The sequence below is a fragment of the Paenibacillus sp. FSL L8-0158 genome (assembly GCF_038592965.1).
In the GTDB taxonomy this organism is placed as follows: domain Bacteria; phylum Bacillota; class Bacilli; order Paenibacillales; family Paenibacillaceae; genus Paenibacillus; species Paenibacillus polymyxa_D.
The window spans coordinates 4898673-4913377 of record NZ_CP151949.1; the positions used below are offsets into that span (position 1 = coordinate 4898673).

12 protein-coding genes are annotated in these 14705 nt (G+C 46.4%); all 12 read right to left on the reverse strand.

All coding sequences use genetic code 11. The features are described from left to right. Window positions 1-260: 260 nt before the first annotated feature. Entirely contained in the window at window positions 261-2603 is a 2343-nt protein-coding gene (locus NSQ68_RS21775; RefSeq protein ID WP_342427156.1) for a heavy metal translocating P-type ATPase, read from the reverse strand. A 189-nt stretch (window positions 2604-2792) separates the two neighbouring features. Then, window positions 2793-3161: a metalloregulator ArsR/SmtB family transcription factor gene (locus NSQ68_RS21780; protein WP_007432172.1), complete on the reverse strand. Its 369-nt coding sequence runs from the start codon at window positions 3159-3161 to the stop codon at window positions 2793-2795. Between the two features lie 149 nt (window positions 3162-3310). Next, the gene (locus NSQ68_RS21785) at window positions 3311-4435 is read right to left on the reverse strand and encodes an NADH:flavin oxidoreductase (protein ID WP_342427157.1); all 1125 of its coding nucleotides are present in this window, start codon (window positions 4433-4435) and stop codon (window positions 3311-3313) included. Between the two features lie 202 nt (window positions 4436-4637). Continuing rightward, the gene (cyoD, locus tag NSQ68_RS21790; protein ID WP_029519230.1) at window positions 4638-4973 is read right to left on the reverse strand and encodes a cytochrome o ubiquinol oxidase subunit IV; all 336 of its coding nucleotides are present in this window, start codon (window positions 4971-4973) and stop codon (window positions 4638-4640) included. Next, window positions 4974-5582, reverse strand: coding sequence for a cytochrome o ubiquinol oxidase subunit III (gene cyoC / locus NSQ68_RS21795; RefSeq protein WP_013373104.1), 609 nt, complete (start codon window positions 5580-5582; stop codon window positions 4974-4976). It lies immediately after the preceding gene. Continuing rightward, a complete protein-coding gene (locus NSQ68_RS21800) occupies window positions 5582-7558 on the reverse strand; it encodes a cbb3-type cytochrome c oxidase subunit I (protein ID WP_307353615.1) in 1977 nt (658 codons plus the stop codon). The genes cyoC and NSQ68_RS21800 overlap by 1 nt, the downstream gene beginning before the upstream one ends. A gap of 25 nt (window positions 7559-7583) precedes the next feature. After that, window positions 7584-8567: a ubiquinol oxidase subunit II gene (gene cyoA, locus NSQ68_RS21805; protein ID WP_029519232.1), complete on the reverse strand. Its 984-nt coding sequence runs from the start codon at window positions 8565-8567 to the stop codon at window positions 7584-7586. 345 nt (window positions 8568-8912) lie between these two features. Next, on the reverse strand, window positions 8913-9161 hold the full coding sequence (locus tag NSQ68_RS21810; RefSeq protein ID WP_029519233.1) for a hypothetical protein: 249 nt from the start codon (window positions 9159-9161) through the stop codon (window positions 8913-8915). Window positions 9162-9442: 281 nt separating this feature from the next. Continuing rightward, window positions 9443-10282, reverse strand: a complete 840-nt coding sequence (locus tag NSQ68_RS21815) for a family 1 glycosylhydrolase (protein ID WP_342427158.1) — start codon at window positions 10280-10282, stop codon at window positions 9443-9445. Beyond that, the gene (locus tag NSQ68_RS21820) at window positions 10243-10413 is read right to left on the reverse strand and encodes a family 1 glycosylhydrolase (RefSeq protein WP_342427159.1); all 171 of its coding nucleotides are present in this window, start codon (window positions 10411-10413) and stop codon (window positions 10243-10245) included. The genes NSQ68_RS21815 and NSQ68_RS21820 overlap by 40 nt, the downstream gene beginning before the upstream one ends. A gap of 5 nt (window positions 10414-10418) precedes the next feature. Beyond that, window positions 10419-12890: a glycoside hydrolase family 95 protein gene (locus NSQ68_RS21825; protein WP_342427160.1), complete on the reverse strand. Its 2472-nt coding sequence runs from the start codon at window positions 12888-12890 to the stop codon at window positions 10419-10421. A 106-nt stretch (window positions 12891-12996) separates the two neighbouring features. Then, complete coding sequence (locus NSQ68_RS21830; protein WP_307353612.1) at window positions 12997-14691, reverse strand: ABC transporter substrate-binding protein; 1695 nt, start codon at window positions 14689-14691, stop codon at window positions 12997-12999. Window positions 14692-14705: the final 14 nt, after the last annotated feature.

Here is a 14705-nt window from a genome sequence, read left to right on the forward strand (position 1 = left end):
TTTGAGTACCCCTCCAAACAAGGAAAACGCTTACTCATAGTGGAGCAACCGAATCTTACATGGGCCTTACTTGTAAAGCCCTTACCTTAACGTATTAGGCACGCCACACATTTATACATCTGGGCACAGCTACCCTACAACCCACAAGTAATCTCTATACTGCTGGTACAAGATCACTCGAAAAAGGAACCTATAAAATAAACACCCCCGGTTTTCACAGGATGCCTACATCCGATGTTAACCCGGGGGTGTTCACTTTTTTACTCGTAAGAGCGAACCTTCAATACACGCATCACATTCAATACGGCTAGCAATGTTACACCTACATCGGAAAATACAGCCTCCCACATCGTAGCAATACCGAATGCTCCCAGCGTAAGAAACACAGCTTTGACACCTAGTGCAAATATGATGTTTTGCCATACGATACGACGTGTGCGCTTGGCAATATGGATGGCCGTAACCAGCCTTGAAGGCTCGTCGTTCATGATTACGATATCTGCCGCCTCAATCGCAGCGTCCGAACCCAAGCCACCCATCGCTACACCGACATCTGCCAGCGCCAGTACGGGTGTATCATTGATTCCATCGCCCACGAACAAAATTTTGTCGCTCGTTTTTTTACTTGCAGACAACTGCTCGATGGCTTCGGCTTTGTGCTGAGGTAACAGCTCTGCCCGTACTTCATCTAAACCCAGCTGTCGTCCTACAGCCTCGGCAACTGTCCGATTGTCACCCGTCAGCATGATGGTTTTCACCACACCCAACTTTTTCAGTGAAGCAACCGTTTGGGCTGCGTCTTCCTTAACCTCATCTGAAATCAGAATGCACCCGGCATACGTTCCGTCTACAGCCACATGTACGACCGTTCCTTCATCCAGCGTCCCTGCTTGCTGCGCCACGTTAAAAGCAACATGTTCCCGCTCCATCAGCTTGGCGTTCCCGGCCGATACCAGACGACCATCTATTTGTGCCTGAATCCCGTGACCGGATATTTCACTATACTGCTGAACCCGTTCTGCTCTGAGTTCTTTACCGTAGGATTCACGCAAAGATGCAGCAATAGGATGTGTCGAATGCAGCTCCGCCAAAGCGGCGGTTTCGAGCAGGGTTTCGTTTGTAAAATCTCCGGTAGGATAAATCCCTGTTACACGGAAAACACCTTTGGTGAGTGTGCCTGTTTTATCAAAAACAGCGTATTTCACATGATTCAGAGCTTCAAGATAATTCCCGCCCTTGATCAGAATGCCTGAACGGGAGGCTGCCCCGATTCCCCCAAAGAAGCCCAGTGGAATAGATACTACCAGCGCACATGGACAAGAAATAACGAGGAAAACAAGCGCACGGTACACCCAATCTGCAAATTGTGCACCTGGCACAACAAGCGGTGGAACAACCGCCAACAACAGCGCTACAATAACCACTACTGGAGTATAGTATCTGGAAAATTTCGTGATAAACTTTTCAGTCGGCGCTTTTTTGGCACTCGCATTTTGCACTAATTCCAAAATTTTAGAGACCGCGGATTCACTAAACTCTTTGCTAACCTCTACCGTTAAAAGTCCGTTCGTATTGATAAATCCACTTAACACGCTGCTTCCCGGCTCCACAGTACGAGGCACTGATTCACCAGTCAACGCAGAGGTATCCACATGCGATTTACCATCTACAACTTTACCGTCCAGCGGGATCTTCTCGCCCGGCTTAATCACAATCAAATCCCCAATGCGAACGTCTTCTGGGGACACTCTCCGTACGGACTCAGCCGTCTTCAGGTTGGCATAGTCCGGTCTAATATCCATCAGATCACTGATGGACTTACGTGAACGGTTAACTGCGATGCCTTGAAACAGCTCTCCGATTTGATAAAAGAACATGACAGCTACGCCTTCCGGGTATTCCCCAATCGCAAATGCACCAACAGTAGCCAGCGTCATCAGGAAGTACTCGTCAAAGGCCATTCCACGCACCAGACTGCGTGCAGCCTGCAAGACAACATCACCGCCAACGATGATATATGCCAGTAAAAATAGGGCCAGCTTGCCTACACCTTCGACAGGTAACCACCAGGCAACAGCCGCAACGACCGCACCAATAGCCAAACGTGCAATCATGCGGCGCATACCGCCTGTACCGTGATCATGCGTATGCCCAGCGTGGCTATCATCCCCATGCGAATGTGAATGTGAATGAGCATGGGTGGCTTCACCATGTTTGTGCTCTGCATGGTGGTTGTGATGCTCGTGTGTATGTCCTTCACCTTCATCATTATGCTCATGACCGCATGCACAATCCTCTGCGCTATCTGATTGTACTGCACCAGCATGGCTTCGACTGTCTTCATGTAGGCGGCCATGGGCACTTTTTACCACCATCCGAACATGTGGCTCAAGTCTATGAACCTTCCGTTCCGTCTGGCGAAAAACCTCTTCTTTTTGATCCGAACTTGTGGTCATCGTCAACGTTTTCGTAACAAAATTGACCGAGCAATCCATGACCCCTTCTATTTTACTGACTCCATTTTCAATCTTAAGAGCACAGTTGGCGCAATCCAAACCTTCCAAAATCCATTCATGCCGTTCCGTTCTTTTTAGAGCATCCATAATCATTGGCCTCCAATTAACTATATATGAGCAACTGTTCATATATTATTTGTTAAGGTCATTATATTCAGGATCAGGGTCAAAAGTCAATGATCATAGCCCCTTTTTGCCAAAAAAAACGAATGCAATGAACAAACACCAAAAGAGCGCCAATCGCTTGGCGCCCTCTGTTTGTTTTATCCCAAGAAATTATTGATGTGATATGTGTTGATGGGTTTGCAAAAAAATCTGCTCCACATGATTATCATCCAGTGAATAAAACACCGTTTTGCCTTCTTTGCGTCGTTTGACAATACGCAGGTTGCGCAAATAACGAAGCTGGTGGGATACCGCAGATTGTCCCATATTCAGCACCTGGGTCAGATCATGAACACACAGTTCTTTTTGTGCCAGGGCATAAATCAGCTTGATTCGTGTCGGGTCACCCAATGCTTTAAACAACTCCGACATTTTGTATGCGATGGAATCCTCAACAAGGGAAGATTTTATGCGCTCGATTTCCTGATCTGAACCGTGACAAGCCGGCTCGCAATCCAAAGCTTCCGTTTCAGAATTCATCCTTTTCACCCCGTGTATTTCGACTTGATGCTTCTATTATAGCAAATTCGTAGAGTTTACGAATAGCTTATATTACAGCTTGCCCTGTAACAGAAAACTTCCAAGTCTCAAATGCTTGCCTAACGCTATAGCTTTACAGTATGTAAAGCTTAATTCAACGTCTTTAATACTTCATCACTGTAAGGGATAATTTCTTCTATCTGTTGATCACGTAACTTCACCGCAAACGCTGGATCAACCAACAAAGCACGCCCAACCGCAACCAGATCAGCTTCTTCTCGTTCTACTTGCCCCATGAGTTGCTCTAATCTTGCCTCTACACTACTGGATTCATCGGTTTGACGATTATTGTTTTTTTCAAAATCACTCAAAAAGGCTTTCTCCAAACCAATCGAGCCCACCGTAATCACTGGCTTGCCTGTTATCTTTTTGGTCCAAGCTGCCAGGTTTAGATCAGACCCTTCAAATTCCGGTTCCCAAAAACGGCGGCTTGAGCAATGGAATACATCCACCCCGGCCTTCACTAATGGAGTGAGAAACTGTTCAAGTTCCTGTGGTGTTTGTGCCAGCTTTTCTTCATAGTGGTACATCTTCCACTGGGAGAATCGCAGTACAATTGGGAAATCCGGCCCCACTGCACGACGACAAGCCTCAATGACCTCCACTGCAAACCGAGTACGCTGGACCAGATTGCCTCCATATTGATCGGTGCGCTTATTGGTTTTGTCCCAGAAAAATTGATCGATTAAATAGCCATGTGCTCCATGAAGCTCAATGCCGTCAAAACCCACTCGCTGGGCATCGGCAGCAGCCTGAGCATAAGCGGAGATAATATCCGCAATCTCTGTCTCTGTCATTGGCTCAACCACCTTTTCGCCGGCGGGAGAGATACCGGACGGACCGACAGGCAATGCCTCGGGATTCGGTTGATTATCCGCACCTATTTGACGGGCCGTACCCACATGCCAGAGCTGCGGTATAATCTTGCCACCTACCGCATGAACCTCCTCGACTACCTTGGCCCATCCCTTTAATCCCTCACCATAAAAATTAGGAATGCTTGTGTGCTCGACAGCTGCGGGATGATTAATAGCAGTTCCCTCTGTAATAATCAAGCCAACTGCATTTTCTGCACGGCGACGATAATACGCGGCTACATCAGATCCTGGAATACCTTGAGGAGAAAAGTTCCGTGTCATAGGCGCCATAACAATCCGATTGGGAAGAGATAAATTACCTGCCTTAAAAGGTTTAAACAGTAATTCTGTGTTCATTACTTTTTCCTCCGCTCTCCACTAGTATTATCGTTTTCACTCTACTGTTATACAATTCCATTTTACACATATGTAAACTTGAGTTCAAGAAGCCACAGTTTTAATTTTAATAAGCTACACAAAAAAAAGAAGAAGCGGTTCTAAGTCCGTTTCTTCTTTCCTAATTAGTTTATACTTGTGTGATTTTACAAAGCCTAACTTATTAGTGTGCTACCATGTTGTATTCCATAATCCATACAGAACCACCAACGACGGTCAACAGGATCACTACACCAAGAATCAAGGTCATAACATTCCAGCGTGGTCCATTGCTTTCACGGATGTGCATGAAGAAGAAAAGCTGAACCAGAAATTGCAGCACTGCCGCGGCTAAAATAACAACCATGGTCGAAGTGCGGCTCAACATATGATTCATCACCACGAAGAGAGGAATGATGGTCAGTACGATGGACAGAATAAACCCGATAACATAGGATTTCACTGAACCGTGAGAATCATCATGACCATGCGAACCCGCTCCTGATTGATGCTGTGCCATCTACATCACCCCCATCAAATAGACGACTGTCAGCAAGAAGATCCAGACAGCGTCCAAAAAGTGCCAGTACAAGCTCAATGCCGAAACTTTCCCCTTCGTCTCTGGTGTAAGCCCGCGTTTTTTCAACTGGAACATGAGTCCAATCATCCAAACCAGACCTAACGAAACGTGAAGTCCGTGCGTTCCGACTAAAGTGAAGAATGCCGACAAGAACGCACTGGTTCCAAAATTGGCTCCTTCGTGTACCATTTCAACAAACTCGTAAACTTCAAAACCGATAAAACCAAGACCCAGGATCGCTGTTACGATTAACCAGCTGATTAATCCCTTCATGCTTCCTTTGTTCATAGCCAACACAGCCAGACCACTTGTGAAGCTGCTTGTGAGCAAGAGGAACGTTTCAATAATAACGCCCGTCATGTTAAACAGCTCTGCGCCGCCTGGTCCTCCGGCTGTGTTATTCCGAAGGACAACGAAGGTTGCGAACAAGGTACTGAACAGGATTACGTCCGTTACGAGGAAGATCCAAAAACCAAGCATCTTCAGCTCTTGCGGATCGTGATGCCCGTGGTCATGATCATGGCTGTGATGTGCTGCAGCTTGTGCCATTATACAGACCCCCTTATTGCCGCTTCCGTGCGTTTTACTTCATCCGCAGGGATATAGTAGTCGCCATCATAGGAGAAGAACGAACGGCAAATCATACATATTGCCACACCGATCAGCCCTGGAATATAGAAGAACGACCATCCGAATACGAACCCGAAACCTGCAATGAAAAAGAATACCGACATAATGAATGGAATCGCCGAGTTTTTCGGCATATGAATCGCTTCAATTGGCGGTTGCTTTCTGAAAATACCTTTTGCACGTTTATCTTTTTCTGCCCACCAGTCATCACGTTCTTCTACTTGTGGAATGGTAGCAAAATTGTATTCCGGTGCAGGTGAAGGAATCGACCATTCCAACGTATGGCCACCCCAAGGGTCGCCTGTTGTATCCTTCAGCTTGCGGTAATTCTTGATGCCCAAAAGAATTTGAAGAACCTGGAACAAGAATCCAATCCCCATCAGGAATGCCCCAACGGTCGAAACGAGGTTAAGCGGCTGCCAGCCGGTATCCCAGCCATAAGTGCTCAGACGACGCGTCATACCCATCAGACCGAGAGAATATTGTGGAATAAAACATACATAGAAACCGATGTTCCAGAACCAGAAAGCCCATTTACCAGGCGTTTCAGGCAATGTGAAACCGAACATTTTAGGCCACCAATAGTACAGACCTGCCAAGTAACCGAACACTACACCACCAATCAGAGCAGAGTGAAAGTGAGCGATCAAGAAGTAACTGTTATGGAACTGGAAGTCAGCAGGCGCTACAGACAACATGACGCCCGTCAAACCAGCAATCAAGAAGTTCGGAATAAAAGCAATTGACCACATCATAGGGGTCTTGAATGTAATCTTACCCCGATACATCGTGAACAGCCAGTTAAATACTTTAACACCTGTCGGTATTGCGATAACCATCGTCGAAATCGCAAAGAATGCATTAACATCTGCGCCTGATCCCATCGTGAAGAAGTGATGCGCCCAGGTGAAGAAGGACAGGATCGCAATCATGAACATAGCGTAAACCATGGATTTGTAGCCAAACAATTTCTTTTTGGAGAATACACTGATAACCTCGGAATAAATACCGAAGGCAGGCAAAACTACAATGTATACTTCAGGGTGACCCCACATCCAGATCAAGTTGATATACATCATCGGGTTACCGCCGAAATCAAGCGTAAAGAAGTGTCCTCCTCCAAAGCGGTCAAGGAACAGCAATGCCAAAGTAACCGTCAGAATCGGGAATGCGAAAATGATAATAACACATGACGAAAATACGGACCACGTAAAGACAGGCAATTTCATCCAAGTCATACCAGGTGCACGCATTTTAATAATGGTCACAATAAAGTTAATCCCTGTAGCCAATGAACCTATACCAGAAATCTGAATACCCCAGATATAGAAGTTCTGACCGACGCCTGGACTAAATTGCAGTTCTGAAAGCGGTGGATAACTCAACCACCCTGCATCTGGCGAACCGCCGATAACAAAGGACAAGTTGAACAACATCGCTCCCATAAAGAAAAGCCAAAAGCTCAATGCGTTCAGGAAAGGAAACGCAACGTCGCGCGCACCAATTTGAAGGGGTACGGCGATATTAAACAAACCAAACATCAACGGCATCGCCATAAACAGGATCATGATCGTGCCGTGAGTTGTGAAAATCTGATTGTAATGCTCAGGATGCAGAAGTGTCACATCCGGTGTAGCCAGTTGAACACGCATCAATAATGCATCCACGCCTCCGCGGAATAACATCAAGATGGCCGCAAGAATATACATAATACCGACTTTTTTATGGTCAACAGTAGTCAACCAGTTTTTCCAAAGCCAGCCCCATTTTTTGAAATAAGTGAGCACAAACACGATCCCGATCGTCGCTAATGCGATGGAGACGTCCGCTCCATAGATCATTGGGTCTCCAGTAACGAAGAAAGTGGATGCAAACTCTTTTATTTTGTCAAGCATTGGGGGCCTCCTTCCTTATAATCATTTAATTGTGTCCGCTCATATTCATATGACTCATGTCCATTCCAGCATGATCTTCTGTGCCGGACTTAGTTGAATCTTCTGTGGATGTAGCTCCGCCATGTCCAGCATGAGGGTTAGGAGCCCCTTCCACTACATACTTGTTGACAATCTCTTTGAACAAGCCATCTGGAATCGAAGAATACTCATCAGGCTGGGACAAACCTGGTTTTGCAAGCGCCAAATAGCCGTCTTTCGTCAGCGGCTTAGACTGCTTCTTGATGTCAGCGACCCAGTTTTTATACTCTTCATCCGACTGGACCTCTACATCAAAACGCATTTGTCCAAAATGCTCACCGCTAAAGTTTGCACCCGAACCAAAGTAAGTTCCTTCGTGATCGGCCTGCAAATGCAGTTTCATAGCCATGCCTGACATGGTGTAGATTTGTCCGCCCAATTGCGGAATCCAGAACGAGTTCATCGGTGCGTCAGCAGTCAGTTCAAAACGGACTGGAACACCTTTAGGAATGTGAACTTGGTTAACTGTAGCTATACCTTCCTCTGGGTACATAAAGAGCCATTTCCAGTCTAGTGAAGTCACTTGAATGGTTACTGGCTTTTGCGTACTTGCCAACGGCTTGGAAGGTTCCAGCAAGTAGGTATATCTTGCAGTAATGACCGCAATAATACAGATAACGATAATTGGAATAGCCCACCATGTGGTCTCCAGCTTTTTGCTGTCATCCCAGTGGGGTTGATACTTCACCTTGTTTGTCGGTGTATCACGATACCGCCAAATGATGAAGAAAGTCAAAATCATGACCGGTACAATTATTAGCGCAGACAATGCCGTTGTAAGAATGATCAGCTCTTTTTGTGCTTGCCCAATGGGTCCTTTCGGATCGAAAACAACGTATTTTCCGCCAGCATAAAAACACGTCCAAATGAGCAATGCTACCGTGAGCACGGTCAAAACCAACGCAATAATCGCTTTTGGTTTTTTGTTCATGTTGTTCCCCTCTCCTTAAATAATAAATTACTCAAAACTTTACGAACTCCTGTAATGTTGCCCCTATATAAGATAGCAGAAAAGCAGCCGCTTTTTTTATTGTTAACAGAATTGTCGATTATTTGTCCGATTTTTGTGAAAAATATCTCTAAAAATAAAATTTCTCTTGCAAATTCAAAATATATTATAATTCAAAGATGACATATTAAAAACGTTATTTGTGTATCTTAAAGAAGTTATATTAAAGAAAAAAGCGGGACTCCCTACAGTTATCATCCTACACTGCTCGAAGCCCCACGTTGTTGTTTTCAGTATATTATTTGTTTTAAATTATTTTTAAATTTATTAACTACGACCGTTTTCCTGGTCTTCCTTCTTGCGTGCAATGACAAATGATTTCCCAACGAGAAAAATAAAAATCCCGGCAACAACGCAGCCAATGCCTGTCATTAAATATATATTTCGATCAGTCAAATTTCCTATATCAAGCAAAATAAGGATAATACCTGCAATACAGGCGATCAAAGCGATAACAGATACCGTACGGCTCATTTGCCCGTCAGTTGATCCTGATTTCCTAAAATTTGCAGCCATCCCCTCCACTCCCTTCGGTCCAAAATAATTTTAACGCCCTCGTTTGGTATTTTGGTCAGTATGCACACATCTTGCTTCTTTATTCCCTTTGGTCTCTACATACCTGAAACAACCCTCTGCATATCCTGACTATTATTACCCCGGAAGACCCAGTATTCAAACAAAAGGGAATGAAGACAGATCCGTCTTTGCTATATTTTTTTGAAAAAATTGCTCTTCGTTTAACGTCTGGTCTCCAACCAGTTATTACTTACTATATTTCGATACCAATAGTAACTTTCCTACGGGGTGCGGACCTGTGTGCGAAAATCGACATGAATCATGCCAAATCTCATATTATATCCCTCTGCCCACTCAAAATTGTCCATAAGTGACCATGCCATATATCCTTTGACATGAAGGCCGTCATGAATCGCCCGGTGTACCTGCACCAAATGCTGCTGCATATACGAAATGCGACGGTCATCCTGAACCTTGCCATTCACGACATCATCGTTGATACAAGCCCCATTCTCTGTGATATAAATGTCGAGGTTACCGTATTTTTGCAAGTAATGCAGTACCTCGTACAGCCCACGCGACTCCACTGGCCAGCCGATATCCGTTACAGGTAGCCCCATATTGATTTCTTCAGATTGAAGAAACCCGGCTTCAGGATTAAAGCGATTAACCGACATACTATAGTAATTGATACCGATCATATCAATAGGCTCGCCAATAATGTCCATATCCCCATCCTGAATAGGCACGGTGGCTCCCTGCTCCGCAAACCAGTCTACCAAAAACTGAGGATACGAGCCTTGATAAATAGGTTGAAGAAACCAGTCACTGTGCAGGGAAATGGTGCGCGCACAAGCGGCTTTATCTTCCTCAGATGTGCTGTAAGGAACAGCCCAGGAGACATTGGGAGCGATACCGATCTGGCCACTAGTGCCTAACTCGCGGAAGCGGCGCACAGAAAGACCATGCGCAACTAGCAAATGATGTCCTACATCAATGGCTGTCTGAAGATTTGTCAGACCCGGGGCATGAACACCCAGCATATTGGATAAAAAGGCGATGCACCACGGTTCATTGAATGTTAGCCAATGGTGTATTTTACCGTGGAACTCGCGGAACATCGTTTCTGCATACTGGACAAATGCTTGTATCGTACGACGATTCTCCCATCCTCCTCATAAGCTCCTTCGATTTGATAGGCTGCCGTCGCGGTCCCCCACATAAAGTCCTGCGGAAATTGAAAAATGGTCATATCGTCTATTCCTCTCCTTCAATTATAATCGTATGTCCGTTCGTTATTTCCTGCTCTTTGGTAAAAATCCATGACAAAATAAATCCTCCGTGCTCAGGATCAGGCAGAGCCTGACGAGCATCTGCGCTAAATGGATGTGTACTGCGAATCGTGCAGCTTCCTGCTGAGATGGATGTGGCCAGTTCTGCACGGACAAGCCGGGAACCGGTCCATTCCATGCCAACCGTCATTCCGCCATGTCCCTTCAATCCACTGACCCGTCCCTCCGACCATGCCGTTGGCAGGGCGGGCAGTAATGTCAGCTCTCCCGGACGGCTTTGTAGCAGCATTTCTGCGATCCCCGCCGTCGCACCAAAATTACCGTCGATCTGAAAAGGCGGGTGAGCGTCAAATAAATTGGGATAGGTCGATCGCGACAGCAACGTGCGAACATACTGATGTGCGGCGTCGCCATCTTCCAACCGAGCATACAGGTTAATCAACCAGGCACAGCTCCAGCCGGTATGCCCACCACCGTGATCAAGCCGTCGACGCAACGATATGCGAGCCGCCTCAGCCAGCTCCGGGGTATCACGGACGTGAATTTGCCGACCAGGATATAACCCATATAGATGCGAAACATGTCGATGCCCAGGCTCCGCTTCCTCAAAATCGACAAACCATTCCTGTAACTGACCGTGACGACCAATTTGATAGGACATTAACCTGTCTCGTGTCTCCTCGCAGCGGTTGCGGAACTCATCGTCTAATTCCAGCAGATCCGCAGCTTGAATGCAGTTACCCAACAGCTCCCGAATCAGCGTCATATCCATGGTGGAGCCCATAGATATACTGCAATCCTCGCCGTCCGACGTTTTGAATTTATTTTCAGGTGATGTGGATGGGGATGTCACAAGCCGACCCTCCGGGCCTTCCACGAGCCAGTCCATGCAAAAGGCTGCCGCCCCCTTCAAAAGCGGATAAGCTTGTTCTGCCAAATAGGCTGTATCCAGCGTAAACAGATAGCGCTCCCATAGGTGAGCAGTTAGCCATACACCCCCAAGCGGCCAAAACGCCCAACTGGCATGGCCGCCTGAAGGTCCAGCGCATCTCCACACATCTACATTGTGATGAGCAGCCCACCCTTGAGCACCATAATTGATGGAGGCTACCCTCCGTCCCGTACGAGCCACTTCTCCAATCATGTGCAGCAAGGGTTCATGGCACTCAGCAAGATTGCATACTTCTGCGGGCCAATAGTTCATCTGAGTATTAATATTGGTTGTATAATTACTGTTCCATGGCGGCTGAACCCGGTCATTCCAGATGCCCTGAAGATTGGCAGGCTGACTCCCCGGACGCGAGCTGCCCATAAGCAAATAGCGGCCAAACTGAAATAACAGCACTTCCAGCCCCAGGTCGGCCTGACCTTTCTGATAACGTTCTAATCGCAGATCGGTCGGTAGAACGAACTCGTCGGTTAGAGTATCACCCCCCAGTTCTAATGCAACGCGGTCAAACAGCTTTCGGTGATCCTGTTCATGACGTTGCCGCACCAGCTCCCTTCCCAGCGAAACTGCTTCATCTAAAATGACTTGACATGCTTCTGCTGACTCCGTTCCATCACTATTCGGCATGGTGTGAAATCCCCGAAATCCAGTAGCTGCTGCCAAATACAACGTGATTTTATCCGCGCCTGAGATAATCAGTGCTCCATCAGCACCCTTCGTCAAGGTTCCTCCCTCGGGAATAACCCTCACCTGAACTGCAAAAGCCATCCCCAAATCATTTTCATAAACGACAGACTGTGGATGATCGCCGTGATAATTAGATTCCACATGACTGGGCGCTCGTCCAGTCAATGTCATAAAGTCCCTGGACGGCTCCTCGGATGGATCGTCCTCTTTATCGCTATCCCATTTGGATGAATCACCAAAATGTATGTCCTCTCCAACCTCGTCTTCACAAGGATGAAGGGAAGTAATGCGCACGGATGCATGGATTTTCCCAAGCTTATTCGCAGTCAGTGATACCATCATGATTCCATCTGGCGCACTGGCGATAACTTCACGGGTATAGCGGACTCCATCACTCTGAAAGGTGACCGCTGCCGTTCCAGTCAGCAAATCCAGTTCCCGTTCATAATGTGCAATTTCCCCTAGGCCCTCCTGCGTAATCCACAAATCTCCCAAAGGCTGATAGGCTTCCGTATCGCGACCTAGCATATTCGTATTAATCAGTTGTTCTGCTTCCTTGTATTTTCCAACTGCAATCAGTTTTCTGGCAGGCTGTAAATATCGCAATGCATCATACTGAACGCCATCTCTGGGAAAACCGGACCAGAGCGTATCCTCGTTTAATTGCAAATGCTCCTCTCTGATTCCGCCAAATACCATAGCTCCCAGCCTTCCATTGCCGACTGGCAATGCTTCCTCCCATACCTCAGCAGGCTGGCGATACCATAAACGCAGGGACTGTGGCTTTTCGCTTTTCGTCACATCAAAACCTCCCCCATCAAGATTAAACAGAGCGCTAATCCCGTATGGACCCCAAGGACAAGCGCTCTGTCATTCCGACATTCAAAATTTCGTTAAAAGCAGTCAGCTATTTAGAAGCCTTGCCACTCCATAACTCCACTCTATCCTTCACCAGTTGCGTGTATTGCTGCTCCATTTGGACAGCTCCGGCGGCATCCAATTCTTTAATCATGTTGTCGTATACCGTATCAAAATTGGAAGCTGGTGCTAAAATAGCTTCCGGTATACGTTTGCGGATAATGTCTGTCGTTTTTTTGAATGTAACGTTATAGTTGGATTCATTATCCGTTGTCAGGTTATAGGCTGCGCCCCAAGGCTTTACATCAAATTCTTTCTTGTCTGGGAACAGATCTTTCCACGTTTTTACGCCATATGCTTTAAGGGATTCTTTCTCCGGCTCCGAATAAGCCGCGATAATTTGCTCCGGGAATTTGGCAGTATAGTAGTTACCCGTAGGGTCCTTCACGCCGTCACCATAGTGTCCGCTGATGAGCGTGTACAAATCTATACCCGTGGATTTGCTAAAGTTGGTTGCATTGTTCGTTTTTTGCTCCAGCACATCAGCCGGAATGACACGTTTGCCATCTTTGATCTCATAATGCTTGCCCTCGATCCCCCAGTTCACTAGCACCTGTCCTTCATCGGAAGCTAAATAATCAAGGAATTTTATAGCCCGCACCGGGTCCTTGCAATTTTCCGTAATACCTACACCATAACCGGACGCGAAGCCCGTATCCTGAAAGGAACGATCCTTGTATTCCTCCGAAAGTGTAACTGGAAAATGCGCATAGCTGGAATCGGCCTTGCCTGAGGCCTTTAACGCATTTTCGGCATCCTGATACCCCCACTCCTGGTCAATCAGACCGAGGACACGGCCGCTGGCAATTTTAGATTTGTATTGATCACTTTTTTGCACAAACGAATCTTTATCGAGCAGCCCTTCATTGTACATGTGGTTCAACCAACGGAAATATTCCTTTTCTTCCGGACGTTTGTAATGAAGTTTGGCTTCAAATGTTTTGGGATCAATAAAATATTCACCATCATCCGGCGCTCCAGTCGTCTGGAAGGCAGGATTCGTTACGGTAATCATAATTCTCCAGTCGTCTGCATCCAGCGTGAGCGGGATTGTTTTTTTGCCATTGATCGTCGGATGCTTGGCAGTATAAGTTTTGAGTACGTTTTCATAATCCTGTAGCGTTCTTACCTTTGGATAACCTAGCTCCTTGAGCACCTTATGCTGAATTTCAAATCCCCCTGTCGCGTCAAAACTTTCCTGTCCCACACCTGCATACGTAGGAAGGACATAGATGGATTGATCCTTATTACTGTATTTCAAACGATCCATATAGGGTCCATATAGTTTTTTGAGATTGGGTGCGTGATCGTTGATCAGATCTGTCAGATCAATCATGGCCCCCGCATCCACAAGCTTATTAATATTCGCTTTAGGAGAAACCAAGTCCGGGTATTCTCCACTTGCTGCCATCAAAGCAATTCGGTCATCTCCACCTCCGCCGCTGACATCAAATTCCGCATTCAAGGTTACACCTGTTTTCTTGGTGATTTCCTTGCCTATTTCGTCCTTCATTCCGTTCCATTGTGGGCTTGTATCTGCTCCGAAGAAGCTAAACGTAATCGGATCTGTACCGCTGGATGTACTCTCCTTCGCTGCTTTATCGCTTCCCCCACAACCTGCGAGTGCGGTAAGTGACACCGCGAGCAAGGGAATCAGTGCAAATCTGGACCAGTGCTTTTTCATGTATAAATCCTCCT

Coding starts and splice junctions, on each gene's coding strand:
- NSQ68_RS21775 (WP_342427156.1), bottom strand. CDS start 2,603: ATGGATGCTCTAAAAAGAACGGAACGGCATGAATGGATTTTGGAAGGT.
- NSQ68_RS21780 (WP_007432172.1), bottom strand. CDS start 3,161: ATGAATTCTGAAACGGAAGCTTTGGATTGCGAGCCGGCTTGTCACGGT.
- NSQ68_RS21785 (WP_342427157.1), bottom strand. CDS start 4,435: ATGAACACAGAATTACTGTTTAAACCTTTTAAGGCAGGTAATTTATCT.
- cyoD (WP_029519230.1), bottom strand. CDS start 4,973: ATGGCACAGCATCAATCAGGAGCGGGTTCGCATGGTCATGATGATTCT.
- cyoC (WP_013373104.1), bottom strand. CDS start 5,582: ATGGCACAAGCTGCAGCACATCACAGCCATGATCATGACCACGGGCAT.
- NSQ68_RS21800 (WP_307353615.1), bottom strand. CDS start 7,558: ATGCTTGACAAAATAAAAGAGTTTGCATCCACTTTCTTCGTTACTGGA.
- cyoA (WP_029519232.1), bottom strand. CDS start 8,567: ATGAACAAAAAACCAAAAGCGATTATTGCGTTGGTTTTGACCGTGCTC.
- NSQ68_RS21810 (WP_029519233.1), bottom strand. CDS start 9,161: ATGGCTGCAAATTTTAGGAAATCAGGATCAACTGACGGGCAAATGAGC.
- NSQ68_RS21815 (WP_342427158.1), bottom strand. CDS start 10,282: ATGTTCCGCGAGTTCCACGGTAAAATACACCATTGGCTAACATTCAAT.
- NSQ68_RS21820 (WP_342427159.1), bottom strand. CDS start 10,413: ATGACCATTTTTCAATTTCCGCAGGACTTTATGTGGGGGACCGCGACG.
- NSQ68_RS21830 (WP_307353612.1), bottom strand. CDS start 14,691: ATGAAAAAGCACTGGTCCAGATTTGCACTGATTCCCTTGCTCGCGGTG.